Below are 24,035 nucleotides of genomic sequence, written 5' to 3'. Positions count from 1 at the left end.
GGGGCATGGCGGAAACGATGCGCCTTCACCCATGAGGAAATTCTGGCCTTACTTCGCCCTGCTCCGGGGGGCCCGCGTCAAGTTCGCCGCGGCGATCCTCGCCGGCGTCGTTTACGCGGTGGCCAGCGGTTTCGGATTTCCGTTCATGATCAAGGCGGTCTTTCCGATCATCTTCAACGCGGACCAACCCGTGGAGGAGGTCCAAGCGGCCGAGGAAGCGCCGGTCGAGGAGATCGAGAAGCCGTCGCTGGTTCCCTCCGGCCTGAAGGCCAAGTTCGACTGGATGAACGATCCCGCGGCCATCCGGGCGTTCTTCGTCGACCGCTGGGGCGAGGAGCAGGGGATCACCATTCTGCTCGCCATCGCGTGCGCCATCATTCCCCTCGTGGCCGGGGTGCGCGGCATCGCGAGCTTCTTCAACGTGTACTGGATGACGGGGGCGGGATTGCACGTGCTCCTGCAGCTTCAGCAGTCGGTATTCGTGAAGCTCCAGAAGCTGCCGCTGGGTTTCTTCAGCGGACGCAAGACCGGAGACCTCATCAGCCGGGTGATCAACGACTCGATCATGCTGCAGACGATGGTCACCACGGTGGCCAACGATCTCCTCAAGCAGCCCTTCACGCTCATCGCGGCGCTGACCTATCTGACCTATGACTGCCTGCAGAACAAGGAGCTGACCTTCCTGATCATCTGTCTGGTCAGTGTGCCGATCGTGGTCCTGCCGATCCGCATGATCGGCAAGCGCCTGATGTTCCGGGCGGCGGGCATGCAGCATGAAGGTGGCGATAATTCCGCGATCCTGGCCGAGACCCTCGGCGCGACCCGCGAGATCCGGGCTTTCAATCTCGAGGACCTGATGGCGAGCCGCTTTCTCGAGGGGGTGAAGCGTTGGACGAAGCTGAACCTGAAGGTCATCCGCTACCGCTTTTCGACGCCCCCGCTCATCGAGTTCGTTGCCGCCGCGGCGGTGGCGGCCGCCTTGGGCTACGGGGCGACCCAGGGGCTTTCGCTGGAGCGCTTCATCGCCGTCGTCGCCGCGCTCTACATGTGCTACGATCCGGCGAAAAAGTTGGGCGAGGTCCACAACCGGCTCAAGCAGGGCGAGGCCTCGCTCGATCGTCTCGAGGCGATCCTGCACGCCGAGGAGGGGGTGACCGACCCGCCGAATCCGGTGGAGGTGGGCAAGGTGGCGGGCGACCTGCGTTTCGAGAACGTGGAATTCTCCTATGCCGACAAGCCGGCGCTGCGCGACGTCACGGTGGAAATTCCGGCCGGCCAGATCGTGGCCCTGGTCGGTCCTTCGGGAGCCGGCAAGACAACCTTCGCCAGCCTCGTTCCGCGTTTCTACGACCCGACGGGGGGGCGGGTGACCCTCGACGGCGTGGATCTTCGCGAGTTCCGGCTGAAGGGCCTGCGGGACCACATCACGCTGGTGCCCCAGGAGGCGATTCTTCTTTCCGGATCGATCGCGGACAACATCGGTCTCGGCCGCCTCGGTGCCAGCGAGGAGGAGATACATCGTGCGGCCGAACTGGCGAATGCGGATGCCTTCATTCGTGACAAGAAGGAGGGCTACGACACGCCGGTCGGCGAGCGGGGAGCCGAGCTTTCCGGCGGGCAGCGGCAGCGCATCTCGATCGCGCGGGCCTTCCTGAAGAACGCCCCGGTGCTGATCCTCGATGAGGCGACCGCCTCGCTCGATGCGGAGAGCGAATCCCAGATCCAGAACGAACTCGCGAATCTCGCCAAGGGACGGACCACGCTGATCATCGCCCACCGTTTCAGCAGCATCCGCATCGCCGACCGGGTGCTGGTCTTCGATGAAGGCCGGATCGTGGGGGATGGCAGCTTCGACGAACTGGCGAAGTCCCACAAGCTCTTCCGCAAGTTGCTCAAGAGCCAGTTGCACTGAGGAGGGTCGCTCAGCGACTCAGGTGACCGCGGTCGATCGTCCAGGACGGTGGCAGCCAGCCGCCCGGATTGCCCTTGCCCGCAAGCAGGAGGTCGGTGTGATAGGACTTCTCCGAATCGACAAGGGAAGGCTCGCGTTCGTGGCGGGGCAGCGGGCGGAGCCGCCGGTGCTTGAGGCTGTCGATGAGGAACACGTCGAAGTGCTCCCCGAGCCAGTCGAGGTAGTCGGCGCAATCGACCCCGGCACGGGAGCTGAAAACGGTGTCGTATTCGACGATGCCGACGAACCGCTGCGCCGCGTCGAGGGTCTCCTTGAATCCCCTGAGCGCGTAGGCATCGAAACCCTCGACGTCGATCTTGAAGAGGATGGTCTTGTCCCTGGCATGCTCGACCGGAATGACGGAATCGATGCACCGGGCGGGCAGCCGGATCTCGCTGCGGCGGTGTTCGCCGCCGCTCGTCTCGACAGCGGAGGACATCTCCGACCAGTCGAGGTCGATGAAGAACTTCCGGTCGTCCGCATCGGCGTCGGAGACCAGGCAATGGCTGATGGTCATCCGCTCGCCGTCGGGATGATGGTCGCGGCTCTTCTCCAAGTGCTCGATCAGCTTGGGATGCGCTTCGAAACCGTAGAGAAGGGTCTGGGGCGCGTAGAGCGTCCCGATCAGGCACTCGCCGTAGTTGAGGCCGACGTCAACGCACAGGTCCGGCTTGAGGTGCCGGTTGAACTCGCGCCAGAAGACGAGGTTGTCCGAAACGATGCCGCGCATCGAGGCCTTGAGGATCTTCTTGCGGGCACAGGGATCATCGGGATCGAAGAAGATCGGATGATCGCAGCCCGGGAGCTTCGCCCGGTCCGGCCTCGGGGTTCCGTAACGGCCAATGAGCCGCAACTTCAGAAAGGTCTCGCTGGCCGCTCTCTCCAGTCGCTTGAGGGCATTCATTCGGCGGGACGACCCTCTAGGGAGGCCGGAACCGGGGAAAGCAAAAAGGCCGCGGAGTTTTCCCCGAGGGGAATCAGTGGAGAAAGCCGGTGAGCGGACTGGTGGCCGAGGCGGTGTTGCGGATCTCCGGCACACCGGTCTCGAAGGCTTCGCGGCCGGCCTCGACGGCCAGCTTGAAGGCCCGGCCCATGCGCGCGGGGTCTTCGGCGATGGCGATGGCGGTGTTGACCAGCACGGCGTCCGCCCCGAGTTCCATCGCCGCGGCGGCGTGGCTGGGGACGCCGATGCCGGCATCGACCACCACCGGCACGGTGGCCTGGTCGATGATGATGCGGATCTGGTCGCGGGTGGCGATGCCCTGGTTCGAGCCGATGGGCGCCCCGAGCGGCATGACCGTGGCGGTGCCGACCTCCTGCAGGCGCTTGGCGAGCACCGGGTCGGCATTGATGTAGGGGAGGACGGTGAAACCATCCTTCACCAGCATTTCAGCGGCCTTGAGCGTCTCGATCGGGTCGGGGAGCAGGTAGGTCGGGTCGGGGTGGATCTCGAGCTTCACCCACTTCGGCAGTCCGGCGGCGGCAGCGAGTTTGGCGAGACGCACGGCCTCCTCGGCATTCATCGCGCCGCTGGTATTCGGCAGGATCAGGTATTTCTCCGGATCGATGAAATCGAGGATGTTGGCGAACGGGTCGTTCCCGCCGGAAAGGTCGGCGCGGCGCAGGGCGACGGTCACGATCTCCGTGCCGGTCGCCTCGAGGGCGGCCCGCATCGATTCGTTCGACGGGAATTTGCCGGTGCCGACGAAGAGCCGGGACTGGAAGGTGCGGTCGGCGATGATGAGCGGTTCGGACACGGGCCGATTGAATGGGGGATCCGGCCGAGAGGGAAGAACGGAAGAGGGATTGAAAAATGGAGTAAAAACGGTGTTGAAACGGTGGTCTATAGGTGTATTGAGGATGCGTGAGTGCGATCACCTTGAAAAACGTCCCGGAGGACTTGGTGGCAGGCTTGAAGCGCCGGGCCGCCGAATCCCACCGCAGCTTGAGCGGGGAGATTCTCTTCCGCTTGCGCAAGAGCTTGGAGGGTGGCGACACCGGCGCGAAGGAGGGGCGGCTCCGGGACGAGTCGACGGGGCAAGCCGATGCCTGGGAGAAACTCGCGGGGAGTTGGGTGTCGGATCTTTCCGTCGAGGAGGAAATCGAAGCACTCTACTCGGCGCGGTCCGCGGGCCGGGATGCCGATCTCAGCTGGTGATGAATGGCTACCTGCTCGATACCGACACCTGCGTCGAGATCCTGCGCGGAAACGAGGAGGTGATCGGTCGGCGGCGCGGGATCCATCAGGAGGTCGTGACCACGGAGATCACGGCGAGTGAGTTGTACTTCGGCGCGGCAAAATCGCGGGAGCCGTCGCGCAACAAGCAGGTGGTCGATGATTTCCTGAAGACGCTGAAGGTGATGCCCATCGGGCGTCGCGGGGCGCAGTTCTTCGGGGGCTTCAAGGCGAAGCTGCAGGCGGATGGAAATCCGATCCCGGATGCCGACCTGTGGATCGCGAGCATTTCCCGGGCGCTGCGGGTCACGGTGGTCACGGGAAATGCCAGGCATCTCGGGCGGGTGCCGGGCGTGGTGGTGGAGGACTGGATTCGGAGGTGAGCGATGGTGGATGGCTTTGACGGAGATTGAGGTGCCGGCACCGCTTGGCGGGCGCCCGTCAGCTCCTCCGCAGCTTTGGAGAGACCCAGGCTTTCAATCCTTCCTGACTGTGGTCGGGTTCGCGGTCGACGACGACGAGCGGGATCTTGGAGATGAGCTGGGGGACGAAGGTCGGGCCGAACTTCTCGACTTCCAGGACGGTCGCGAGATTCCTTGCAAGCTCGACATTGCGATCGGTCAGCCCGTCGTCGGCGTATTCCGCGCCGACCTCGAAGAAGAAGATCGGTCTTCCGGCGCTCAGAACCTGAAAGTGTTTCATCGCGCCATTACATCAAACGGCTCCGGAATGTCGAGATTCGAGAAGAGAACGGCCTGCGAGAGCGATCACCAGCAGGTGATCGCCTGGGGCGGGGCCCACTCAGCCACGCGACAAGCCCCGGGCACCTACTCCTCCAGTGGCGGCAGCTCCGGTTGCGGCAGCTTCTGCTCCTCGATCCACACGCTCAAGGGTCCGATCGCGGGGATGAAGCTGTCCGGATTCCAGTTGCTCATCGGGAAGTTGGCGACGGCGATGGTCACCTTGCCGCCCCCGAAGTCGTCGCGGAATTCCTGCCAGACATGGCTCCCCCGCAGGCCCTGCCGACGCCAGGCGGTGACGCCGTTCTTCTGTTCGCCGAGCAGCCTGCCATCGACGTAGATGGCGAAGCCCTCCCCGGAATTGCCGTTGATGCTGCCGTCGACGCGGATGCGGTAGCGATGCCCGTCCTTGACCGGTGGCAGTTCGAAGCTGCCGCGCATCAGCAGCACGTCGTTCTCCACCACGGTGGTGGGCAGGGGGCGCTTGACGGGGTAGAGCGCGTACTTGGCGAGCCACTGGACGCCCTCCGGCCTTTCCTCCTCCATGGCCATGCCAAAGGGGGCGGGGGCGCTTCGCCAGCCGGCTTTCTGCGGGTCGAAGTCGGGCGCGAACCAATTCTCCTGGCCGGCGGGAAACTTGAGTTCCACCGGGGTGGGTTTGAATTTCTGACCCTTCTCCAGTTTGACGGGGGTGGTCTGGTCGTAGGGGTTGTCGGCGAGATCGAAGCCGAAGATCTGCCAATCGGCCGTCCTCATGCCGTCGGGCACAGGCGTCCAGTCGTATTCGTGGATGCCGGCCTCCTGCATGAAGGCAACAACGTCGTCCACCGTATCCTCGAGGTATTCCGGAGTCGCGTCCGGCATCGGCGTGGCCGTGACGAAGGCGGTTTCGAGCTTTTTCCGGTTGCGGGGGTCGGCGAGATAGGCCTGCAGCAGACCGTCGAGGATCATCGGTTTGACCGCCGCGTTGGAAGCGGCGATTTGCTCTGCGGTCGGCTCCGGCGTCGCGGCTTCCGTCGCCATGGCCGCCTTGGTCTTCGCTTCGCGGTCCGACTTGGGCATCTCCGCCGCTTCACCGCCCTGCAGGCGCACCATCGCACGACCCATGGCCTCGCCCGTCAGCAGGTAAAACTCCGGGTTGCGGTGGTAGTGGTAGTCCTGGCTTCGAGGCGACTCCTCGATTTCGCGCCAGAAGTCCCGGGTGTCGACCGAGGCCACGTTGCCTTTGAACTCGGGATGCTGTGCGGGGTCGCCCACGGCCATCTGGGCCTCCCACACACCGCTCCAGTCGCCGCTTAGAATGCGGTATCCGCCGAACCCGGCCGTGGCGACCACGGCCTTCATGTTGGGAGCCTCGAGGTCCTTGCGCAGGTCCTGGATCAGGTTGACCAGATGGCTCTCGTACTCCTCCTTGCTCGATCCGCGGTCCTTGTGGCCCTGGAACCAGCAAAAGCCGGTGAGTTCGTATCCCTGTCCCTGGTAGCCGGGCACGTATTCGCCGATGTTCTCAAGCGTTTCGCGCACGCCCTTGAGCATGAGGCGGTACTCCAAACCTTCCCACTCGCTCTCGGGGTCGAACTTGCCGCTGGAGGGCGGCCGGAAGTCGGAGGCCAGCGAGCGGTTGCCCATGGCGGTCTTGATCAACAGCACCTGCTCGTCGTGGTAGGTACCCATCACGAAACCGAAGCCAAGCTCCGGTCCGATGCTGCCGCCGTTGGAGGTGGCGGTAAGCGGGCCGCTCTTGTCGCCCTTGAGAACCCTGGCCTCCCTGAAATGTACATCCTGGCGGACGGTCCACTCGCCCGCCTCGTCGACTAGGAAGGGAAACTTGCCGTCCTTTTTCGTGAGCGTGACCAGGTCGCCCTTGCCGACGAGATCCACCTGCTCCAGCCACAGGGCGGCCGATCCTCCCCTGAGATAGGTGATGGTGAGCGGATAACGCTGGCCGGCCTCTAGGGTGACCTTGGTGAGTGCGGGTTGTCCGTCGGTCTCCTTGCGGTAAACTTCGCGGCCGTTGACTTGAGCGACCGCGTGGGTGCTGTCGCCAAAGCCGACGTGCACCAGATAGGAGCCGGTTTCGGGGACTTCGATGAAGGCGCGGGCGACCGTCGTGCAGGCACCTTCGAGGGCGGGGACGGTCGCCGCCACCTGACCCAGCTTCATGGTGGTGCTTTCAGCCGGCTTGAGCTTGGTGTAGTCCGCCTTCGGATCGTAGGCACCCTTGTGGATGGCGACCACGGCACCGGTTGGCGATGACTCGTCGGCGGACTGGAAAAGACCGTGGGAGCGGAGAGCCGGGATGTTTTTCCAGAACCACTTGCAGGCGCCCTTGCTGCGCTGGGTGCCGGCCGGCATCTGGCCGGGAATGATGGCTGGATCGGCGGACAGATAGACGGCGGGGTGGGGAGGCCGGGCTCCCTGGATGTCGCCCATGCCGACCATGTTCGATTGTCCGGCGAGGATGTAGACCTTGACGGGTTTGTCGGAATTGCCGGGCTTTCCATCGGGGCGGGAAAGTTCGAGGGGCACCGGAGCGGCGTGCAGGGCGAACAGCGAGAGGGTGGCCGCGAGGAAGCTGATGGGTTTCATGATCCGGGTTGACGGGGGATGGAGGTTTGGAAGTGGCCAGTGATACGCAGGTCGTGCGGGCGTTTGATCATGGAGACGGCGCGGCGTCGCTGGCGTGATTTCCCCGGCACGAAAAAGCCCGGCGATCCAGTGGATGGCCGGGCTTCTGAGAACTGACGAGGCGCGACCGGGTCGCGCGCCGGCTCAGCCGGGGATGAGGTCCTTCACCGCCTCGCGCTCTTCCTTGAGCTCGGCGACGGTGGCGTCGATCTTGCCCTGGCTGAAATCATTCACCGGGACGCCCTGCACGACCTCCCAGCTGCCGTCGGCGTTGGTCTTGATCGGCATGGAGGTGATGATGCCTTCCTCGATGCCGTAGGAGCCGTCGCTGGCCACGGCGACGCTGTGCCAGTCGCCCTCGGGGGTCGGGGTGATGAGGCTGACGACCGTGTCGAGCGCCGCGTTGGCGGCCGAGGCGGCGGAGGAAGCCCCGCGGGCCTTGATGATGGCGGCACCACGCTGCTGGACGGTGGTGATGAATTCGCCCTCGAGCCACTCGCGGTCGGTGATGACCTCGGTGACCGGCCTGCCGTCGATCTTGGCATTGGTGAAGTCGGGATACTGGGTCGCCGAGTGGTTGCCCCAGATGCACAGGTTGGTGACCTGCGAGGGGTGCACGCCGGCCTTCTTGGCGAGCTGCGACTTGGCGCGGTTCTCGTCGAGCCGGGTCATGGCGAAGAACTGGTTCTTCGGCATGCCGGAGGCATTGGCCATGGCGATCAGGCAGTTGGTGTTGCACGGGTTGCCGACCACCAGCGTGCGGCAGGTCGGCTTGGCATTGGAAGCGATGGCCCGGCCCTGGCCGGTGAAGATCTTGCCGTTGATGCCGAGCAGGTCGTTGCGCTCCATGCCGGCCTTGCGCGGCACCGAACCGACGAGTAGCGCCCAATCGGCGTCGCGGAAGCCGGCATTGAGGTCGGCGGTGGCGACGATGCTGTTGAGCAGCGGGAACGCGCAGTCATCGAGTTCCATGACCACGCCTTCCAGCGCGGGCAGGGCGGGCTCGATCTCGATCAGGTTGAGGTTGACCGGTTGGTCGGGTCCGAAAACGGAGCCGGAGGCGATGCGGAAGAGCAGGGCGTAGCCGATGTTGCCGGCGGCGCCGGTGATGGAGATGGTGATGGGATCCTTCATGTGAGTTGTCGGGTGGAATTGACGGCAGCGAGGTAGTCGAGACTTGCTGTGTGGGTCAACCGTATCCGGACCGGATCGGAGGCGGTGAGGCGGTTTTGGTGGAATGTGCGAAGTGCGCAAATCGCCGGAATACCGGGCTCCTCAGAGCACCGGAGCGGCGAGGCGGGCGGCCCGGCATGCGAGCCGGAAGAGGACATGACTTTTCGTGAAATCCTCCATCTCGACCTCGCGGGACCGATCGAAATCCTTCTCCAGCATTTCCGTGAGTTCGCCGATGAATCCGGTGTCGGTGGTCACGGCGGTGATCTCGAAGTTCAGGCGGAACGAGCGGTTGTCGAGGTTGCCGGTGCCGACAAAGCCGTAGCGGTCGTCGACGAGCATGACCTTCTGGTGAAGGAAGCCCTCGTGGTAGCGGAACAGCCGGATGCCGTAGGGGAGGGTTTCCTCATAAAAAGTGAAGGCGGCGAGCCAGACCATCCGGTGGTCGGCCTTTTCGGGAAGCAGGATCCGCACATCGACCCCGCGGATGGCCGCGGTCTGGAGAGCGGTCAGCACGCCGGCGTCGGGGACGAAATAGGGAGAGGTGATCCACAGGCGCTGCTTCGCGCTGTTGCAGGCTTCGGCGACGATCAGTTGCCACGAGTCCGCCGGATCCGCCGGGCCGGTGGGGAGGATGGCGGTGATCTCGTCGTGGGGTTGCGGGTCGCCGTCCCAGTCGAGGCCGGTGATGCGCTCGTCGGCGGCCCAGTTCCAGTCCTCCAGAAAGACCAGCTGGATGGCCTGGACGGTGGGTCCGCGGAGCTGCAGGTGGGTGTCGCGCCATGCGCCGAACTTCTTGTCGCGGCCGAGGTACTCGTCGCCGACGTTCAGGCCTCCGATGAAGGCCTCGCGGCCGTCGACGACGACGATCTTGCGGTGGTTGCGGAAATTGATCTGGAGGCGGGACCACCAGAAGCGGTTGGTGCCGAAGGAATGGCACTCGATGCCCGCGTCCTCCATCTCGGCCAGGTAGGCGTTGGGGAGCTTGTGGGATCCGATTTCATCGAAAAGGAAGAAGACCCGGACACCCTTGCGGGCGCGCTCGATGAGGGCTTGCTGGAACTTCCTCCCGACGAGGTCGTTCTTCACGATGAAGAAGTTGACCAGCAGGTAATTCTCCGCCGAGGCGATGGCGCGGAAGATGGCGGTGAAGGTTTCGTCGCCGTCGATCAGCAGTTCGATGTCGTTGCCCTTGGTGAAAGGAAGTCCTCCGAGGGTCCGGGCGGCCCGGCCGAAGGCGTCGTCGGGCTCGAGCTCGTATTCCCTGAGCCGACGGTGGAGGTCCTCCAGGGTCCGGCGCACGTCCTCGTCCTCGGAACGGCGTGCCCGGACGTAGCCCGTGAAGCGCCGCCGACCGGCGATCCAGTAGAAGGGAATCGCCAGCCACGGCAGCACCGCCATGCAGACGATCCAGGCGATCGTGCCCTGGGCCGTCCGGCCGTGGATCAGCACGTGCACGATGTGCCCGATTCCGATCGCGTGGAGCAGCACGAGACCGAGCAGCGTCAGGAACGGGGGTGAAACAAGTTCAGGCACCGCCCCTTTCTAGCAGTCCCGGGCGTGGGTGAAAGCAGGAACCGAGCCTCGTCGGCGCGCATCCGGGCAGCTACAAGCGGGCGTGACCCTCGAAGTCTCCACACCCGCACTCCTGTTCCCGGCGATCAGCCTCCTGTTCCTGTCGTTCACCAACCGCTTCCTCCACCTGGCGGCATTGATCCGCCAGCTCTACGGCGCGTGGACGACCGAGCGGGATGAAACGCTGATGCGGCAGATCTCCAACCTGCGACGCCGCCTCACGCTGATCCGCTGGATGCAGTTTTTCGGGGCGGTGAGTCTGTTTCTCTGCGTGGTGTCGATGCTCGCGGTCATCGGTGGCGTCCAGTGGCTGGCGGTCTCGTGCTTCGGAACCGCGCTGGCGCTGATGGGGTTGTCGCTGGCCTGTCTGATGGTCGAGGTCTGGATTTCGGGCGGTGCCCTGCGCATTCTGCTCAAGACGCTCGAGACGCGGCAGGGTGGCGAGTGAGTCCATGGCACATTTGCTTTCCCCATATCGCTTGTGATGCATCGATGATGAAAGAATTGTTATTTTAGGTTGACCCAATTGCGGGAGATATGTATTCCCACGCCCGCAACCGAATCCTGCCATGAATTATTCAACCGCCATTACGAAGCTCAGCGCCCCTTGCATGATTGCAGGTTTGGGTCTCGAGGAGGTGGTGGATGCTCCAGGTTTTCTCATGCTTGAGAAGTTTGGTCATGGTCTCCGTTCCTGCCCGAATGACTGCGGGAGCCGGTGTTTGTCCTCGAGAGGCGGTTGACGCCTCGATTCACGGATTCAAGACGCCCGCTCCCCACTGGGAAGCGGGCTTTTTTGCGTCCTTGTGATCCGGTGAAGCTGGATGAATCCCAATATTCAAACCTGAATTCGCGGCCTCATGTCGAACCCATTGAAACACGAAATATCCTGATTCGAGAACATATCATGTCTCACGAGGCGTGGCTTGATCCGCTGTTCATTCGTCCGATGCACCATGGGTGCGGGAGGCGGTGTGCTGAGCGACGGGTAAGTTATGTCTTCGAGCAAAAATGTTGGCCTTGGTGTAGTGGTAGCATCCCGCAGTGTGATTGCGGCGGGGCCGGTTCAAGTCCGGTAGGTCAACCCAAACACTCTTCCATCCATGACGACTCCATTCCTCCATCAACTTTCCGTGCTGGTTCTGAACCGGCACTGGCTGGCCATCGACGCGGTCACTCCCGCGGACGCCTTCCTTCATCTCGCCTCGGGCAGTGCCCGTGCACTGCGGATCGAAGACGGGTCGGTCGAACCTCTCGACTGGGAGGCCTGGCTGGCACTGGATGCGGGCACTCGATCCGTCGGAACTCCCCGCGGGCCGGTCCGGATTCCTGCCGTCCTGGTGCTCAACCACTTCGATCGGGTGCCGATGCACGTGCCAAGCTTCGGGCTCGACGGTCTCTGGATGCGCGATGGCGGGCGGTGCCAGTACACCGGTCGCCGGCTTGCCCGGCACGAGGCCGACATCGACCACGTGATCCCGCGCTCGCGGGGCGGCGTGGACGGCTGGGAGAACTGCGTTCTTTCCGACAAGGAGGTGAACCGTCGGAAAGGTGCGAGGACTCCCGAGGAAGCGGGGCTCAGGCTGCTCAGGCAGCCCGCCGCGCCGCAACCGGTGCCGAAAGTCGTGCGACTCAGGAATCTTTGGAAGATTCCTGAATGGGAATTCTTTCTGAGCACTGGCTCAGCTTCCTCAAGAAGTAGGGGCCAACCCCAGGGAGCGGAGCTTCGGCTCCGCTCCCGAACCCCTTTTCAATCGGAATGAAATCAACACTCACAGGCGAAGATCTGATCGCGGCGGGCTACCGTCCGGGTCCGGTCTTCAAGGAAATGCTCGCTCGCGCCGCGGAATACGAAGCGCGTGGCGTGAGCGGGAAGAAGTATCTTCTCAAGCTCCTGCGCCGCGACTTCGAACCGCCGCCGCCCAAGGCGGTGCTGCGGAAGAGGGCCGTTCCCTTTACCGAGGCGATCCGCCCGGCGAGCAAGGAGGAGCGGGAGAACGTCGCGGCCGTCCGAACCAGGATGGATGAACTCCTCAAGGTCCCGGTGATCCAGCGTGGCGCGATCATGCCGGATGCGTGTCCGGCAGGACCGGGCCGTGCCGTGATTCCGGTGGGCGGAGCAATCGCCGTGGAGAACGCGGTGATCCCGTCCGCCCACTCGGCCGACATCTGCTGTTCGATGTTTGCGACCTTTTACGAGGCCCGCAGCACGGTGGCGAAGGAACTCGATGCCCTGACCTCGGCGACTCGCTTCGGCATGGGGCACCGGCATCTCGACGATCTGGTCGAGGACCCGGTGCTCGATCATGATGTGTGGGGCAATCCCTTCCTCAAGGGGCTGCGTGACCGTGCGCATGCGCACCTTGCGGACCAGGGCGACGGCAACCACTTCGCCTACGTGGGCGAGGTGGCGGTCGATGAACCGATGCGCGCGATGCTGCGGCTGGCGGGTTACGAGGATCTGGCCGGGAAGCTTGCTCAGCCGAGCTACCGGGTGCTGGTGACCCACCACGGTTCGCGGGGTCTCGGTGCGGCGGTTTACAAACGTGGCCAGCACGCGGCGCTGAAGCACACCGAGCGCGAGGCGGATCGAATCCCGCCGGCTGCGGCCTGGCTGGATATGAAGTCGGACGTCGGTCGCAACTACTGGGAAGCACTGAAGTATGTCTCGTTGTGGACCAGGGCAAACCACGAGGTGATCCATCGCCGCTTCCTTGAGCGGATTGGCGGGGTGTCATCGGCCGAGGTCGGCAACGAGCACAACTTCGTCTGGCAACGGGGTGACATGTTCATGCACGGCAAGGGCGCGACGCCGGCGTGGCGCGACTCGGATGGTCGGCCCCGGCTCGGCTTGATCCCGCTGAACATGGCGGAGCCGATCCTGCTGGTGCTGGGTGGCGACCGTGAGGAGTTCCTCTCCTTCGCGCCGCACGGTGCGGGGCGGAACATGTCGCGGACGGCGCTCAAGCGGCAGTTCCCAAGTGAGGACGCCCGGCGTCATCAGATCGAGTCGTCGACCGATGGCATCGACGTGCGTTGGTACTGCGGAAAGCCGGACCTCAGCGAGACTCCGGTGGCCTACAAGAATGCCGCCAGTGTCACGGCCCAGATCCGTGATTTCGGACTGGCGGAGATCGTCGCGCAGATCCGTCCTCTCGGCTGCATCATGGCGGGTGACGTTCCGAAACCGTGGCTCAGCCGCGAGGAGGAACTCACGCCGAAGCAGAAACGCCAGATCCAGCATCGCAAGGAGCGGCGCCGGACGAACCAGGAGATGAAGGAGTGGTGAGTGCGACCCGACTTCAATGCCTTTCGCGGCTTGGGGTCTGGCTTGCCGGAAACGAAGGATACGGCATCATCCGGTGGTGGAACTTTTCGGTGACGGCAAGGAGAAGAAGGCGCTCAGCGTGACCCAGCTCGTGCGGCGGATGAAGAATCTGCTGGAGGTCGAGCTGGGCGAGCAGTGGGTCGAGGGCGAGGTGTCGAACCTGCGCAAACAGGGCAGCGGGCACTGGTATTTTTCGCTCAAGGACGAGAAGGCCCAGATTTCCTGCGCGATGTTCGGCGCGCGGCGGCGGCCGGGGGCGGAGGTTCTGGAGGATGGGGTGAAGGTCCGCGTCTTCGCCGAGCCGAGCGTCTATGAGGCGCGCGGGCAGCTGCAGATCATCGTCCAGAAGGTCGAGGTTGCGGGGGTCGGCGAGCTTCAGGCGCGCTTCGAGGCGCTCAAGCGGAAGCTGGATGCGGAGGGCTTGTTCGCGGCGGAGCGGAAGCGGGAGTTGCCCGCGTTTCCGATGCGGATCGGTCTGATCACCTCCGGGACCGGTGCGGCCATCCGCGACATCCTCAACGTGCTGGAGCGGCGCGCGCCGTGGGTGGAGCCGGTGCTCCTGCCGGTGCGGGTGCAGGGCAAGGGCGCCGAACGGGAGATCGCCGGGGCCATCCGGCGGATGGGTGAGCCCGAAAAGTACGACCTGCCTCGTGCCGACGTGCTGATCGTCGGGCGCGGTGGCGGCTCGCTGGAGGACTTGTGGAACTTCAACGAGGAGATCGTGGCGCGGGCGATCGCCGGGTGTCCGATCCCGGTGATCTCGGCGGTCGGGCACGAGATCGACTTCACCATCGCCGACTTTGTCGCCGACCTGCGGGCGCCGACGCCGAGTGCGGCGGCCGAGCTGGCGGTGCCGTCGGGCGATGAGCTGCGGGGCCGGATCGATGCCTTGCGGAGCCGCCTGGGGCGCCGCGTGGAGGATCGCCTGGGTCGGCTCGACCTGGTGCTGGAGAACGCACGGCGGGGCGTGCTTTCGCGCGGCGGGGATCGCCTGCTGCGCGAGCCGGCGATGCGGGTCGACGGGCTCAGGGAGAGGCTTCGGGGGGCGGTTCAGGCATCTTGGCGCGACCGCGTGCTGGAAGTCCGGGCGGTGGCTCGGTCGCTGGAAACGGTTCGGCCGGAGCGGCGGCTGGAGCGTCAGCGCGAGGCGGCGGTCGACCTGTCGCGCCGCCTTTTCCGGGCGGTCGAGCAGCGTCTGGCGGGCCAGGAGGAACGCCTGGATCATCTGCGCGGACTGCTGCGGGCGCTCGGTCCGGAGTCGGCGTTCGAGCGGGGCTTTTCGATCACGCTCGATCATGAGGGCCGGGCGGTGCGTTCGGTGGACCAGGTGCGGGAGGGTGCCGAGCTGCGGACCAAGCTCCGCGATGGCGAGGCCGTCAGTGAGGTGCGCAAAATCGACCGGCGCGAGGGTTGATGTCGGCGGCGATTCCTCCCGAGATCCTGCTCCGGGCCTACGGCCAGGGGGTGTTTCCCATGGCCGAGGAGGGGGAGATCCTGTGGTTCTCTCCGACGTTCCGGGGTGTCATCCCGCTGGATGAGCGCTTTCATGTGCCCAGGGGGCTCAGGCGCGCTCTGAAGAAGCGTCCCTTCGAGATCCGGCGCGACACCGCCTTCGAGGCCGTGATGCGGGCCTGCGCCGAGCGCGCCGAGACATGGATCGACGAGACGATCGTGGCCAGCTACGTCGGCCTGTTTGAGCAAGGATTCGCCCATTCGGTGGAGTGCTGGGACGAAGAGGGGCTTCAGGGCGGGCTCTACGGGGTCCGGATCGGCCGGGGCTTCTTCGGCGAGAGCATGTTTTCCCGGAAAACCGATGCGTCGAAGATCGCGCTGGTGCACCTGGTGGATTGGCTGAAGAGCGAGGGGGCGGTGCTGTTGGACACCCAGTGGATGACCGATCACCTGCGGCAGTTCGGTGGCTACGAGGTGACGCGGGATGATTATCTGAAGATGCTGGGAGCGGCTCTCGGCGGGGACGGGTGAGGTCGACGGCGCGTCCCGGATGCGGCCATAAGCCTTGTCATCCATGCCGGGGACTCCGCATGGTCCGGGGCGTGATTGTCAGCAAGCTCTCCACCAGCACCTCCGCCTTGATCGAAGCATGATTCCCAAGTGCTTCATCCAGACGTGGAAGACCCGGACGATTCCCCGACGCTACAGGGCCTTCCAGCGCCGGCTGAGGAAGCTGCACCCGGACTACGAGTTCCGGTTTTTCGCCGACGATGAGGTTGAATCCTTCGTGCGGCGGGAGTATCCGGAATTTTCCGAGGCCTATGATGCCTTGCCGGATGTCATTTCCCGGATCGACCTTTTCCGTCTGCTTGCGGTCCACAAGCACGGGGGCTTCTATCTGGATATCGATGTGCTTCCCCACAAGCCCTTCGACGAGCTTCTGAATCACCATGCGGTGTTTCCGTTCGAGCGCTATGCCGACCCCTTCTTCGCGGCGCGATACGGCACCCTTGAGATGATCGGGCAGTATGCCTTCGGTGCCGAGCCCGGGCATCCCTTCCTGATGGCCTGTGCCGAGAACATCCGGAAGGTGGCTCTGGAGCCGGACTCCCTGCGCCTCCCGAGCTCGTCGGATCTGGCAAGCCTCCCCGAGATCATGGGCAATGCCCACTCCTTCCGGGTGCTTTACACCGCGGGGCCGGGCATGGTTACCCGCACTTTCATTGAGTCGCCCGAGTCCCGGGGCGGGCTCAAGCTTATCGCCGCCCTTGATGAGCGGAATCCCGAGCTGGTTCGGAAGGTGACCCTCAGTTTCGGCAACTTCGCCAGCCACCAAGTCACCGGTTCCTGGCTCACCGGGATGCCGCTCAGGGAGATCATCCTTGTCCGCCTGGTGGCCAGGTTGGTCCATCGTCGGAATGCCCGCCTGCTCCGAAATGCGGCACCCGCGACCTCCTCGGAGCTGGTCACGGTGGATTGCCTGTGCCGCGAAGCCGGTGTGGCCGCGGTCAATCCATCCGTTCGATCTGCCGGCGCAGGTCGCTGAGGCCCTGCTCCATCTTGCTCAGGGTCTCCTTCACGGTCTCGTAGCGGGACTTCTGCTCCTCCGGGTCCGGCAGGGTCGAAAGTTCCTGCATGGTGGAGACGATGATGCCGATGAAGAGGTTGAGGATGGTGAAGGTGGCGATGACGATGAAGGGGACGAAGAACGACCAGGCCCAGGGGTGGACCTCCATCACCGGACGGACGATGCCCATCGACCAGCTTTCCAGCGTCATGATCTGGAAAAGCGAGTAGAGGCTCGCCCCGAGGGTGCCGAACCACGCAGGGAAGGTTTCGCCGAACAGGTTCGTGGCGAGGACTCCCATGGTGTAGAAGAAGACCGCCATCACGACGATCACGCCGGACAGCCCGGGAATCGCGTGGATGAAGGCGGCGATGACTTTCCGCAGCTGCGGCATCACGGTGAGCAGCCGCAGCACCCGGAGGATGCGCAGCGAGCGGAGCACGGCCCACGGGCCGGCGTTGGGGACCAGCGCGATGGCGACGACCAGGAAGTCGAACCAGTTCCAGCCGTTGCGCCAGAAGAGGCCGCGATAGGCGACGAGTTTGATGAGGATCTCGGCGATGAAGACCAGCAGGCAGAGCTTGTCGAGAACCAGCAGCAGGGTCCCGGCCCGGTCCATCATGGCCGGGCTCGTTTCGAGACCGAGAATGAGGCCGTTGAGCAGGATCACCGCGATGATGAGCCGCTGCATGGCAGTCGACTCGATCCAGCGGGCGAGGGAGGCCCGGCGGTTCGGTTCAGGCAGGCGCTCGAGGAGGCGGATCAGGTCTTGCTCGCTCATGGTGGTGCTGGGGCGGCGGGACGATCCGGCATGCAGGGCCCGCTGGCAAGTTCCTGGCGTTTGGCACGGAAAAGGCTCACATCTCCTTGACCCCTGCGGTCCGCCGTCACAGCGTCGCGCCGCCCATTCCCGAGTCATGAACATTCACGAATATCAGGCCAAGCAACTCTTTGATCAGTATGGCGTCCCGAGTCCGCAGGGGAAGGTGGCGTCCACGCCGGAGGAGGCGGCCGGGGCGGCCAGGGAGTTCGCGGGATCGAAGCTGGTGATCAAGGCCCAGGTGCATGCCGGCGGGCGCGGCAAGGGGCACTTCAAGAACGGCTTTCAGGGCGGAGTCCACCTGATCGACTCGCCCGAGCAGGCGGCGGAGTTCGCCGGGAAAATGCTCAACGAGACCCTGGTGACCGTGCAGACCGGCGAGGAGGGTCGCCTGGTGCGCAAGGTGATGGTCGCCGAGGCGGTCGATATTTCCCACGAATACTACCTTTCCATCCTGATGGACCGCGCGACCTGCCGGCCGGTGATCGTCGCCTCGACCGAGGGCGGCATGAGCATCGAGGACGTCGCCCACGAAACTCCGGAGAAGATCATCCGCCAGTATGTCCATCCGCTGCTCGGCCTTCAGGGCTACGAGATCCGCAAGTTGGCGGCGGCGCTCGGGCTTTCCGGCGATTTCGCAAAGCAGTTCGGAAAGCTCCTCAAGAATCTCTACAAGCTCTTCATCTCCTGCGATTGCTCGATGCTGGAGATCAATCCGCTGGTCACGACGCCCGACGGCCGGGTGCTGGCGCTCGATGCCAAGTTCGGCTTCGACGACAACGCGCTCTACCGCCATCCGGACATCGTCGCGATGCGCGACACCGAGGAGGAGGACCCGCGCGAGGTGGCCGCTTCGGAGTATGATCTCAACTACATCGGTCTCGACGGCAACATCGCCTGCCTCGTGAACGGCGCCGGCCTGGCGATGGCGACGATGGACATCATCAAGCACTACGGCGGTGATCCGGCGAACTTCCTGGACGTCGGTGGCGGCGCCTCGAAGGAGCAGGTCGCGGCGGCCTTCAAGATCATCCTCGGCGACCCCAACGTGAAGGGGATCCTGATCAACATCTTCGGCGGCATCATGGACTGCAATGTCATCGCCGAGGGCGTGGTCGCCGCCGCCAAGGAAACCGGCCTGCCACTGCCGCTGGTGGTCCGGCTCGAGGGCAACAACGTCGATGCCGGCAAGGCGACGCTCGAGGCGAGCGGCCTGAACATCGTCTCGGCCGGAACCATGGCCGATGGCGCGCAGAAAATTGTCGAGGCGGTTTCCTGATTTGCGATTCACGAGGCGATGACTCACCGCGAGTTCTACGACTGGCAGACCATGGGTGGCGGCGCGGACGTCACCAAGCTGGTCGGCGCGCTCGAGGACCGTGGAATCCCGTGGTGCATGATCGGAGGCCTCGCGGTGAACCATTGGTCCGAGGAACCGATGGCGACGGCCGATGTCGACCTGGTGATTGCGGCGGAGCGCATCGAGGACGCGGTGGAGGTGCTCACAGGTGAGGGTTTCCGCGAGGAGCGCTTCGAGTGGTCGGTGAACCTCAAGGGTGAATCGAAAGTGAGCATCCAGATCAGCACCGAGGCGTTTTATCAGGAGTTTCCCACGAGGTCGGTTCCGGCCGACGTTCACGGCATCTTGATGCGGGTGGCGTCGCTGGAGGACACCTTGCAGGGGAAACTCGCAGCCTATCAGGATGCCGGGCGACGTCCCAGCAAGCGTCAAAAGGATCTTGCCGACATCGCGCGTCTGATCGAGGCCCATCCCCAACTTTCCGACCAATTGCCCGAAACCGTTTCCTCGAAACTCGAACACTGACACCGATGGCCATTCTGATCGACGAAAACACCAAGGTCCTGATCCAGGGCATCACCGGCAGCTTCGGCGGCCGCCACGCGAAACTGTCCCTCGAATACGGCACGCAGGTCGTGGCGGGCGTGACACCGGGCAAGGGTGGTCAGACCTTCGAGGACAAGGTGCCGGTGTTCGACACCGTTTCGCAGGCCGTGGCCGAAACCGGGGCGACGGCTTCCGCGATCTTCGTGCCGCCGGCCTTCGCGGCCGACGCGATCCTTGAGTCGGTGGACGCCGGCGTGGAACTCGTGGTGGCGATCACCGAGGGCATTCCGGTGATGGACATGATGCGGGTGAAGGAAGCCATGATGGGCTCCAAGTCGCGCCTGATCGGTCCGAACTGCCCGGGGGTGGTGACGCCGGGTCATGGCGAGAAGAGCCACGGCGGCTGCCGGATCGGCATCTCGCCCGGTTACATCCACAAGCGCGGCAATGTCGGCGTGGTGTCCCGTTCGGGCACTCTCACGTATGAGGCGGTCTTTCAGCTCACCAGCCTCGGCTATGGTCAGAGCACCTGCGTGGGCATCGGCGGCGATCCGATCAACGGCACCTCGCACCTCGATGTGCTGAAGATGTTCAACGACGACCCGGAGACCGAGGCGATCATCATGATCGGCGAGATCGGTGGCGACGCCGAGGCTGAAGCGGCTCGCTGGGCGAAGGACCACTGCAGCAAGCCGATTTGCGGATTCATCGCCGGGGCGACCGCTCCTCCCGGAAGACGCATGGGTCACGCCGGGGCGATCGTCGGGGGTGAGGACGACACGGCCGAGGCGAAGAAGAGGATCCTCGCCGAATGCGGCATCGCGGTGGCGGAAACGCCGAGCGACATGGCGAGCACGCTGCTGAAGCACTGGGGGAAGTGATCCCTCCGGATCGGGTCCAGTGGTTCGTAGTTCCGCCTTTAGGCGGTCCACGTGCACCGGTTCAGCCGCCCCGCGGCCGCGGGGCGGAACTACATACGCCGGTGGCGGGCCGCCTGATCGTGAATGGCACTCTTATCCTCGTTGCTCAGGCGCGACAGGTTGCGCAGCTGCATGCTCATCCGCTGGTTGCCCTTGAGCTGGTCTTGGTTCCGCAGCAGGAAATCCCAATAGAGCGTGGTGAACGGGCAGGCATTGTCACCGGTTCTCTTCGCGGGATCGAAGCGGCAACCGGCGCAGTAGTTGCTCATCCGCTGGATGTATTTCCCTGAGGCGCAGTAGGGCTTGGAAGCCATCACGCCGCCGTCGCCGAACTGCGACATGCCGAGGGTGTTCGGCAACTCGACCCACTCGACGGCATCGACGTAGATCGCGAGATACCACTCGTGCACTTCCTGAGGACGCACGCCGAGCAACAGCGCGTAGAGGCCGGTGATCATCAGGCGCTGGATGTGGTGCGCGTAGCCGTGCTCGAGCGTCTGTCCGATCGCCTGGCGCAGGCAGTTCATCTCGGTCTCGCCGGTCCAGTAGAACTCCGGCAGCGATTGATCGGCACCCAGCGCGTTGCGCTCGACGTAGTCGGGCATGTGGAGCCAGTAGACGCCACGGACATACTCGCGCCAGCCGAGGATCTGCCGGATGAAGCCCTCGACGGCGGCCAGCGGTGCCTTGTTTTCCTGGTAGGCTTTCTCGGCGGCGTCGATGACCTCGCGGGGGTTGAGCAACTTGAGGTTCAGCGACGACGAGATCAGCGAGTGATAGAGGAAGGGTTCATCGGTCCAGAGCGCGTCCTGATAGTCGCCGAAATTCGGCAGGCGTTCCTCGACGAAGGACCGCAGGTGGGCGAGGGCCGAGCGGCGCGTGACCGGCCACCGGAAGCTCTCGAGCGAGCCGGGGTGGTCGGGGAAATGGGTTTCAACGAGATCCATCACCCCGCGCGTGATCTCGTCGGGCTCGGAGTGGGTCGGCTCAGGGAGTTCGCCCGGCCCGCTCTTGCCGAAGCTCTTGCGGTTCTCCTTGTCGTAGTTCCAGTCGCCGCCGGTCGGCTTGCCATCCTCCATCAGGATGTCGTGACGCTTCCGCATCTCGCGGTAGAAGAACTCCATGCGCAGCGACTTCCGGCCTTCGGCATGCCGACGGAAGTCGTCGATGGTCGAGAGAAAGTGAGTGTCCTCAAGGATGTCGAGCGGGACCGAGAGCCGGTGGCACGCTCCCTCGATGGCTTGTTTCACCCGCCACTCGCCGGGTTCGACGATGCGGACCCGCTCCGGGTCGTGTTTCTCGATGGCCTTGCTGAGTTCGCCGGAGAGGCGGCCGCTGTGGTCGTCTGCGTCCAGCGGGGTGTAATCGACCTGAAAACCCTTGTCTTCCAGCCACTCGCGATGGTGGCGCATGGCGGAAAGGAAGAGGACGATCCGTTGCTTGTGGGACTTGACGTGGGTGGACTCTTCCGAGGCCTCGCACATCCAGATCAGGTCCTTCTTGGGGTCCGCATCGGCGAGCGCCGGACTGTCCGGGTCAAGCTGGTCGCCGAGGATGACGAGGAGGTTCCGCATGGAGAGGGATAGTTCGGGCCGAGAGGCTGTCCAGCGAAGAGGTTCGGCACTTGATGTATGTAGTTCCGCCTTCAGGCGGTCTTCTTTTTGCAGTTCAACCGCCTAAAGGCGGAACTACGTACAAAGGTGGCGGGCTGCTTGATGGGGTCGGAGTTGGTGGCTAGGCTTCCACCGTGATCTACCTCGATGCCAACGCCACGACTCCGATGCTGCCCGAGGTGGTGGATGCGATGCTGCCGTGGATGCGGGAGAATTTCCACAACCCCAACTCGTCCTATGGCCCGGCGAAGGAGGCGCGGAAGGCGATCGACGAGGCACGGGAAAAGGTGGCGGCGCTGATCGGTGCCGAGCCGGAGGAGATCGTGTTCACCGGTTGCGGCACCGAGAGCACCAACATGGCGCTCAAGTGGTTGTCGCGGGTGGTCGGGCGAAAGACCGGACGGGTGATCACTTCGGCAATCGAGCACAGCGCGGTGCTGCGGCCCATCGAGACGTTCGAGGAAGTGGGTTTTGCGGTCGAGCGGGTCGGCGTGGATGCCGGAGGGCGGTTGGATCTTGATGCCTTCCGCACGGCTTGTGAGGCAGCAAAAGAGGGCGGAGGGTTTGCCTCGGTGATGTGGGTCAACAACGAGACCGGCGTGATCGGGCCGATTGCGGAAGCGTGCGCGATCGCCAAGGACAAGGGGTTGGCGTTTCACACCGATGCGATCCAGGCGGTCGGCAAGGTTCCGATCGACGTGCGCGAGGTGCCGGTGGACTTCCTCTCGCTCAGCGCGCACAAGTTTTTCGGGCCGAAGGGGGTGGGAGCGCTCCATGTGCGGCGGGGTTGCCGGTTTGAGCCGATGATCCGCGGAGGAGGGCAGGAAGGTGGGCGGCGCAGCGGCACCGAGAACGTCGCGGGGATCGTGGGTCTTGGCGTCGCGGCGGAAATGGCACGCCAGCGCCTGGCTCATGACCCGGAGGGCGATGCCGTGCGCCGATTGCGCGATCGCTTCGAGGAACTCGTGGTCGAGCGGGTGAAGGGGGTGACCGTGAATGGCGACCAGATCCACCGGCTTCCGGGGACGAGCCACCTTTCCTTCGAGGGCTGCGAGGCGGCCGGGCTGCTCATCCTGCTCGAGGAGCGCGGCGTCGCGTGCTCTGCGGGAAGCGCCTGCATGACCGGCAAACAGAAGCCGAGTCACGTGCAGAAGGCGATGGGCTTCTCCGATGCCAAGGCCAAGAGCAGCCTGCGCTTCGGGATCTCGCACCTGGTGACGATGGAGGAGATCGAAAAGGCCGCCGAGGCCGTGGTGTCATCCGTCGAAAAGCTGCGCCGCGTTCAGGGTGGCAGTGCCGGACCGGTGGTGGTCTATTCGTGAGCTTGTGAAGATCCGGATCCTGCTGATGGCCCTGCTCGCCCCGCTGATGGCGGAGGATTGGAAACTGGTCTGGAGTGACGAGTTCGAGGGCGATTCCATCGATCGGGAGAAGTGGGGTTTCCAGGTGGGGAACGGTTTCTACAACTACGAGGCCAGGCAGTGGATCCACGGCTGGGGCAACGACGAGTTGCAGTACTACTCCGAGGGGAATGCGATCGTCCGCGACGGCAAGTTGGTCATTCAGGCGCGCAAGGAATCGCTGCATGGATGCGGCTACACCTCGGCGCGGATGCGGACCGTGACGCGCCAGGGCGAGACCCTGTTTTCGCAGCGCTACGGGCGGTTCGAAATTCGCGCCAAGTTGCCGGTGGGGCAGGGCCTGTGGCCGGCGATCTGGATGCTTCCCGACGACAATGCGTATGGAGGATGGGCGGCTTCGGGCGAGATCGACATCATGGAGGCGCGTGGGCAGGAGCCGGGAAAAGTGCTCGGGACGATCCACTACGGCGGTTGCTGGCCGGCGAATGTCCATGCGGGCGGCGAGTTTGTTTTTCCCGAAGGGAAGGGCATCGACCATTTCCACACCTATGCCATCGAGTGGGAACCGGGGGTGATCCGCTGGTATGTCGACGGGAAGCTGTTTTCCACGAAGCAATTTTGGTGGAGCACCTCGAAGCGCGGGCCGAACGGCGGCGAGAAGCCGGCGTCGGAGGCGGAGCTGAATCCGTGGCCCGCGCCTTTTGACAAACCTTTCCACCTCGTTCTCAACCTCGCCGTCGGCGGGCGCTTTCTCGGGCCTCCCGACCCGACCACACCCTTCCCTGCGGAGATGGAGATCGACTACGTGCGGGTCTACGAAAAGGAGGGCGGCGGCGGCGACCCGGCTCCGCGAGGCGAGGGCGAGTTGCCCTTCAAGTAGTTTTC

The 24,035-nt window shown here is 64.4% G+C and carries 22 protein-coding genes and 1 tRNA gene; 15 read left to right on the top strand and 8 right to left on the bottom strand.

The genetic code is table 11. From position 1 onward, the window contains the following. Positions 1–31 precede the first annotated feature (31 nt). Positions 32–1,912 carry an ABC transporter ATP-binding protein gene (locus ACG2LG_RS06205; protein ID WP_396257302.1) on the top strand — a complete coding sequence of 627 codons (1,881 nt, stop codon included), beginning with the start codon at positions 32–34 and terminating at the stop codon, positions 1,910–1,912. A gap of 10 nt (positions 1,913–1,922) precedes the next feature. Here the strand turns inward: ACG2LG_RS06205 and ACG2LG_RS06200 are convergent, their stop codons facing one another. Further along, positions 1,923–2,855 (bottom strand): FkbM family methyltransferase, encoded by a 933-nt coding sequence (locus ACG2LG_RS06200; protein WP_396257300.1) that lies wholly within the window; start codon positions 2,853–2,855, stop codon positions 1,923–1,925. Between the two features lie 73 nt (positions 2,856–2,928). Then, complete coding sequence (locus ACG2LG_RS06195; RefSeq protein WP_396257298.1) at positions 2,929–3,708, bottom strand: thiazole synthase; 780 nt, start codon at positions 3,706–3,708, stop codon at positions 2,929–2,931. A gap of 107 nt (positions 3,709–3,815) precedes the next feature. On the opposite strand from ACG2LG_RS06195, the gene ACG2LG_RS06190 reads away from it, so the two are divergent. After that, a complete protein-coding gene (locus ACG2LG_RS06190; protein ID WP_396257296.1) occupies positions 3,816–4,109 on the top strand; it encodes a FitA-like ribbon-helix-helix domain-containing protein in 294 nt (97 codons plus the stop codon). Beyond that, positions 4,109–4,510, top strand: coding sequence for a type II toxin-antitoxin system VapC family toxin (locus ACG2LG_RS06185; protein ID WP_396257294.1), 402 nt, complete (start codon positions 4,109–4,111; stop codon positions 4,508–4,510). The genes ACG2LG_RS06190 and ACG2LG_RS06185 overlap by 1 nt, the downstream gene beginning before the upstream one ends. A gap of 58 nt (positions 4,511–4,568) precedes the next feature. Here ACG2LG_RS06185 and ACG2LG_RS06180 read toward each other — a convergent pair whose 3' ends face one another. The 4 genes from ACG2LG_RS06180 to cls all read right to left on the bottom strand — a co-directional run bounded on the left by ACG2LG_RS06180 (position 4,569) and on the right by cls (position 10,204). Further along, positions 4,569–4,829, bottom strand: a complete 261-nt coding sequence (locus ACG2LG_RS06180) for a hypothetical protein (protein WP_396257293.1) — start codon at positions 4,827–4,829, stop codon at positions 4,569–4,571. 125 nt (positions 4,830–4,954) lie between these two features. Further along, positions 4,955–7,456, bottom strand: a complete 2,502-nt coding sequence (locus ACG2LG_RS06175) for a sialate O-acetylesterase (RefSeq protein ID WP_396257291.1) — start codon at positions 7,454–7,456, stop codon at positions 4,955–4,957. Between the two features lie 183 nt (positions 7,457–7,639). Next, the gene (locus ACG2LG_RS06170; RefSeq protein WP_396257290.1) at positions 7,640–8,629 is read right to left on the bottom strand and encodes a malate dehydrogenase; all 990 of its coding nucleotides are present in this window, start codon (positions 8,627–8,629) and stop codon (positions 7,640–7,642) included. A gap of 141 nt (positions 8,630–8,770) precedes the next feature. Beyond that, a complete protein-coding gene (gene cls / locus ACG2LG_RS06165; protein ID WP_396257288.1) occupies positions 8,771–10,204 on the bottom strand; it encodes a cardiolipin synthase in 1,434 nt (477 codons plus the stop codon). Positions 10,205–10,286: 82 nt separating this feature from the next. Between cls and ACG2LG_RS06160 the strand changes: the two genes are divergently transcribed. The 7 genes from ACG2LG_RS06160 to ACG2LG_RS06130 all read left to right on the top strand — a co-directional run bounded on the left by ACG2LG_RS06160 (position 10,287) and on the right by ACG2LG_RS06130 (position 16,569). After that, a complete protein-coding gene (locus ACG2LG_RS06160) occupies positions 10,287–10,691 on the top strand; it encodes a DUF2721 domain-containing protein (RefSeq protein ID WP_396257287.1) in 405 nt (134 codons plus the stop codon). A 566-nt stretch (positions 10,692–11,257) separates the two neighbouring features. Then, a tRNA-His gene (locus ACG2LG_RS06155) sits at positions 11,258–11,331 on the top strand. A 15-nt stretch (positions 11,332–11,346) separates the two neighbouring features. Further along, positions 11,347–12,006, top strand: a complete 660-nt coding sequence (locus ACG2LG_RS06150) for an HNH endonuclease (protein WP_396257285.1) — start codon at positions 11,347–11,349, stop codon at positions 12,004–12,006. After that, positions 12,003–13,532: an RtcB family protein gene (locus tag ACG2LG_RS06145; protein ID WP_396257283.1), complete on the top strand. Its 1,530-nt coding sequence runs from the start codon at positions 12,003–12,005 to the stop codon at positions 13,530–13,532. Before ACG2LG_RS06150 ends, ACG2LG_RS06145 begins: the two co-directional genes overlap by 4 nt. Before the next feature lie 76 nt (positions 13,533–13,608). After that, positions 13,609–14,985 (top strand): exodeoxyribonuclease VII large subunit, encoded by a 1,377-nt coding sequence (gene xseA / locus ACG2LG_RS06140; RefSeq protein WP_396257281.1) that lies wholly within the window; start codon positions 13,609–13,611, stop codon positions 14,983–14,985. Beyond that, a complete protein-coding gene (gene aat, locus ACG2LG_RS06135; protein ID WP_396257279.1) occupies positions 14,985–15,554 on the top strand; it encodes a leucyl/phenylalanyl-tRNA--protein transferase in 570 nt (189 codons plus the stop codon). Before xseA ends, aat begins: the two co-directional genes overlap by 1 nt. A gap of 118 nt (positions 15,555–15,672) precedes the next feature. Continuing rightward, on the top strand, positions 15,673–16,569 hold the full coding sequence (locus ACG2LG_RS06130; RefSeq protein WP_396257278.1) for a glycosyltransferase family 32 protein: 897 nt from the start codon (positions 15,673–15,675) through the stop codon (positions 16,567–16,569). Here the strand turns inward: ACG2LG_RS06130 and ACG2LG_RS06125 are convergent. Further along, the gene (locus ACG2LG_RS06125; RefSeq protein ID WP_396257277.1) at positions 16,532–17,371 is read right to left on the bottom strand and encodes an ion transporter; all 840 of its coding nucleotides are present in this window, start codon (positions 17,369–17,371) and stop codon (positions 16,532–16,534) included. The genes ACG2LG_RS06130 and ACG2LG_RS06125 overlap by 38 nt on opposite strands. 136 nt (positions 17,372–17,507) lie before the next feature. On the opposite strand from ACG2LG_RS06125, the gene sucC reads away from it, so the two are divergent. Genes sucC through sucD form a run of 3 tightly spaced genes read left to right on the top strand, consistent with a single transcriptional unit; the run spans position 17,508 to position 20,137 of the window. Further along, positions 17,508–18,689 (top strand): ADP-forming succinate--CoA ligase subunit beta, encoded by a 1,182-nt coding sequence (sucC, locus tag ACG2LG_RS06120; RefSeq protein ID WP_396257275.1) that lies wholly within the window; start codon positions 17,508–17,510, stop codon positions 18,687–18,689. An 18-nt stretch (positions 18,690–18,707) separates the two neighbouring features. Beyond that, entirely contained in the window at positions 18,708–19,235 is a 528-nt protein-coding gene (locus ACG2LG_RS06115) for a nucleotidyl transferase AbiEii/AbiGii toxin family protein (RefSeq protein ID WP_396257274.1), read from the top strand. 5 nt (positions 19,236–19,240) lie between these two features. Then, positions 19,241–20,137, top strand: a complete 897-nt coding sequence (sucD, locus tag ACG2LG_RS06110) for a succinate--CoA ligase subunit alpha (protein ID WP_396257273.1) — start codon at positions 19,241–19,243, stop codon at positions 20,135–20,137. A gap of 89 nt (positions 20,138–20,226) precedes the next feature. Here sucD and ACG2LG_RS06105 read toward each other — a convergent pair whose 3' ends face one another. After that, complete coding sequence (locus ACG2LG_RS06105; RefSeq protein WP_396257272.1) at positions 20,227–21,750, bottom strand: cryptochrome/photolyase family protein; 1,524 nt, start codon at positions 21,748–21,750, stop codon at positions 20,227–20,229. Positions 21,751–21,923: 173 nt separating this feature from the next. Between ACG2LG_RS06105 and ACG2LG_RS06100 the strand changes: the two genes are divergently transcribed. Both ACG2LG_RS06100 and ACG2LG_RS06095 read left to right on the top strand, forming a co-directional pair. Beyond that, the gene (locus tag ACG2LG_RS06100; protein WP_396257270.1) at positions 21,924–23,111 is read left to right on the top strand and encodes a cysteine desulfurase family protein; all 1,188 of its coding nucleotides are present in this window, start codon (positions 21,924–21,926) and stop codon (positions 23,109–23,111) included. A 4-nt stretch (positions 23,112–23,115) separates the two neighbouring features. After that, positions 23,116–24,030 carry a family 16 glycosylhydrolase gene (locus ACG2LG_RS06095; protein ID WP_396257268.1) on the top strand — a complete coding sequence of 305 codons (915 nt, stop codon included), beginning with the start codon at positions 23,116–23,118 and terminating at the stop codon, positions 24,028–24,030. Positions 24,031–24,035 lie beyond the last annotated feature (5 nt).

It is taken from the genome of Haloferula sp. A504 (genome assembly GCF_044385805.1).
GTDB lineage: Bacteria > Verrucomicrobiota > Verrucomicrobiia > Verrucomicrobiales > Akkermansiaceae > Haloferula.
Note: the sequence above shows the minus strand (reverse complement) of the source record. Positions and strands in the feature narration are given on the sequence as shown.

What these genes read in the sequence shown, in the direction of transcription:
- ACG2LG_RS06105 (WP_396257272.1), bottom strand. Translation starts at nt 21,750, where the DNA reads ATGCGGAACCTCCTCGTCATCCTCGGCGACCAGCTTGACCCGGACAGT.
- ACG2LG_RS06200 (WP_396257300.1), bottom strand. Translation starts at nt 2,855, where the DNA reads ATGAATGCCCTCAAGCGACTGGAGAGAGCGGCCAGCGAGACCTTTCTG.
- sucD (WP_396257273.1), top strand. Translation starts at nt 19,241, where the DNA reads ATGGCCATTCTGATCGACGAAAACACCAAGGTCCTGATCCAGGGCATC.
- ACG2LG_RS06150 (WP_396257285.1), top strand. Translation starts at nt 11,347, where the DNA reads ATGACGACTCCATTCCTCCATCAACTTTCCGTGCTGGTTCTGAACCGG.
- ACG2LG_RS06185 (WP_396257294.1), top strand. Translation starts at nt 4,109, where the DNA reads ATGAATGGCTACCTGCTCGATACCGACACCTGCGTCGAGATCCTGCGC.
- ACG2LG_RS06115 (WP_396257274.1), top strand. Translation starts at nt 18,708, where the DNA reads ATGACTCACCGCGAGTTCTACGACTGGCAGACCATGGGTGGCGGCGCG.
- ACG2LG_RS06170 (WP_396257290.1), bottom strand. Translation starts at nt 8,629, where the DNA reads ATGAAGGATCCCATCACCATCTCCATCACCGGCGCCGCCGGCAACATC.
- ACG2LG_RS06175 (WP_396257291.1), bottom strand. Translation starts at nt 7,456, where the DNA reads ATGAAACCCATCAGCTTCCTCGCGGCCACCCTCTCGCTGTTCGCCCTG.
- ACG2LG_RS06130 (WP_396257278.1), top strand. Translation starts at nt 15,673, where the DNA reads ATGATTCCCAAGTGCTTCATCCAGACGTGGAAGACCCGGACGATTCCC.
- ACG2LG_RS06125 (WP_396257277.1), bottom strand. Translation starts at nt 17,371, where the DNA reads ATGAGCGAGCAAGACCTGATCCGCCTCCTCGAGCGCCTGCCTGAACCG.
- ACG2LG_RS06205 (WP_396257302.1), top strand. Translation starts at nt 32, where the DNA reads ATGAGGAAATTCTGGCCTTACTTCGCCCTGCTCCGGGGGGCCCGCGTC.
- ACG2LG_RS06180 (WP_396257293.1), bottom strand. Translation starts at nt 4,829, where the DNA reads ATGAAACACTTTCAGGTTCTGAGCGCCGGAAGACCGATCTTCTTCTTC.
- ACG2LG_RS06145 (WP_396257283.1), top strand. Translation starts at nt 12,003, where the DNA reads ATGAAATCAACACTCACAGGCGAAGATCTGATCGCGGCGGGCTACCGT.
- aat (WP_396257279.1), top strand. Translation starts at nt 14,985, where the DNA reads ATGTCGGCGGCGATTCCTCCCGAGATCCTGCTCCGGGCCTACGGCCAG.
- sucC (WP_396257275.1), top strand. Translation starts at nt 17,508, where the DNA reads ATGAACATTCACGAATATCAGGCCAAGCAACTCTTTGATCAGTATGGC.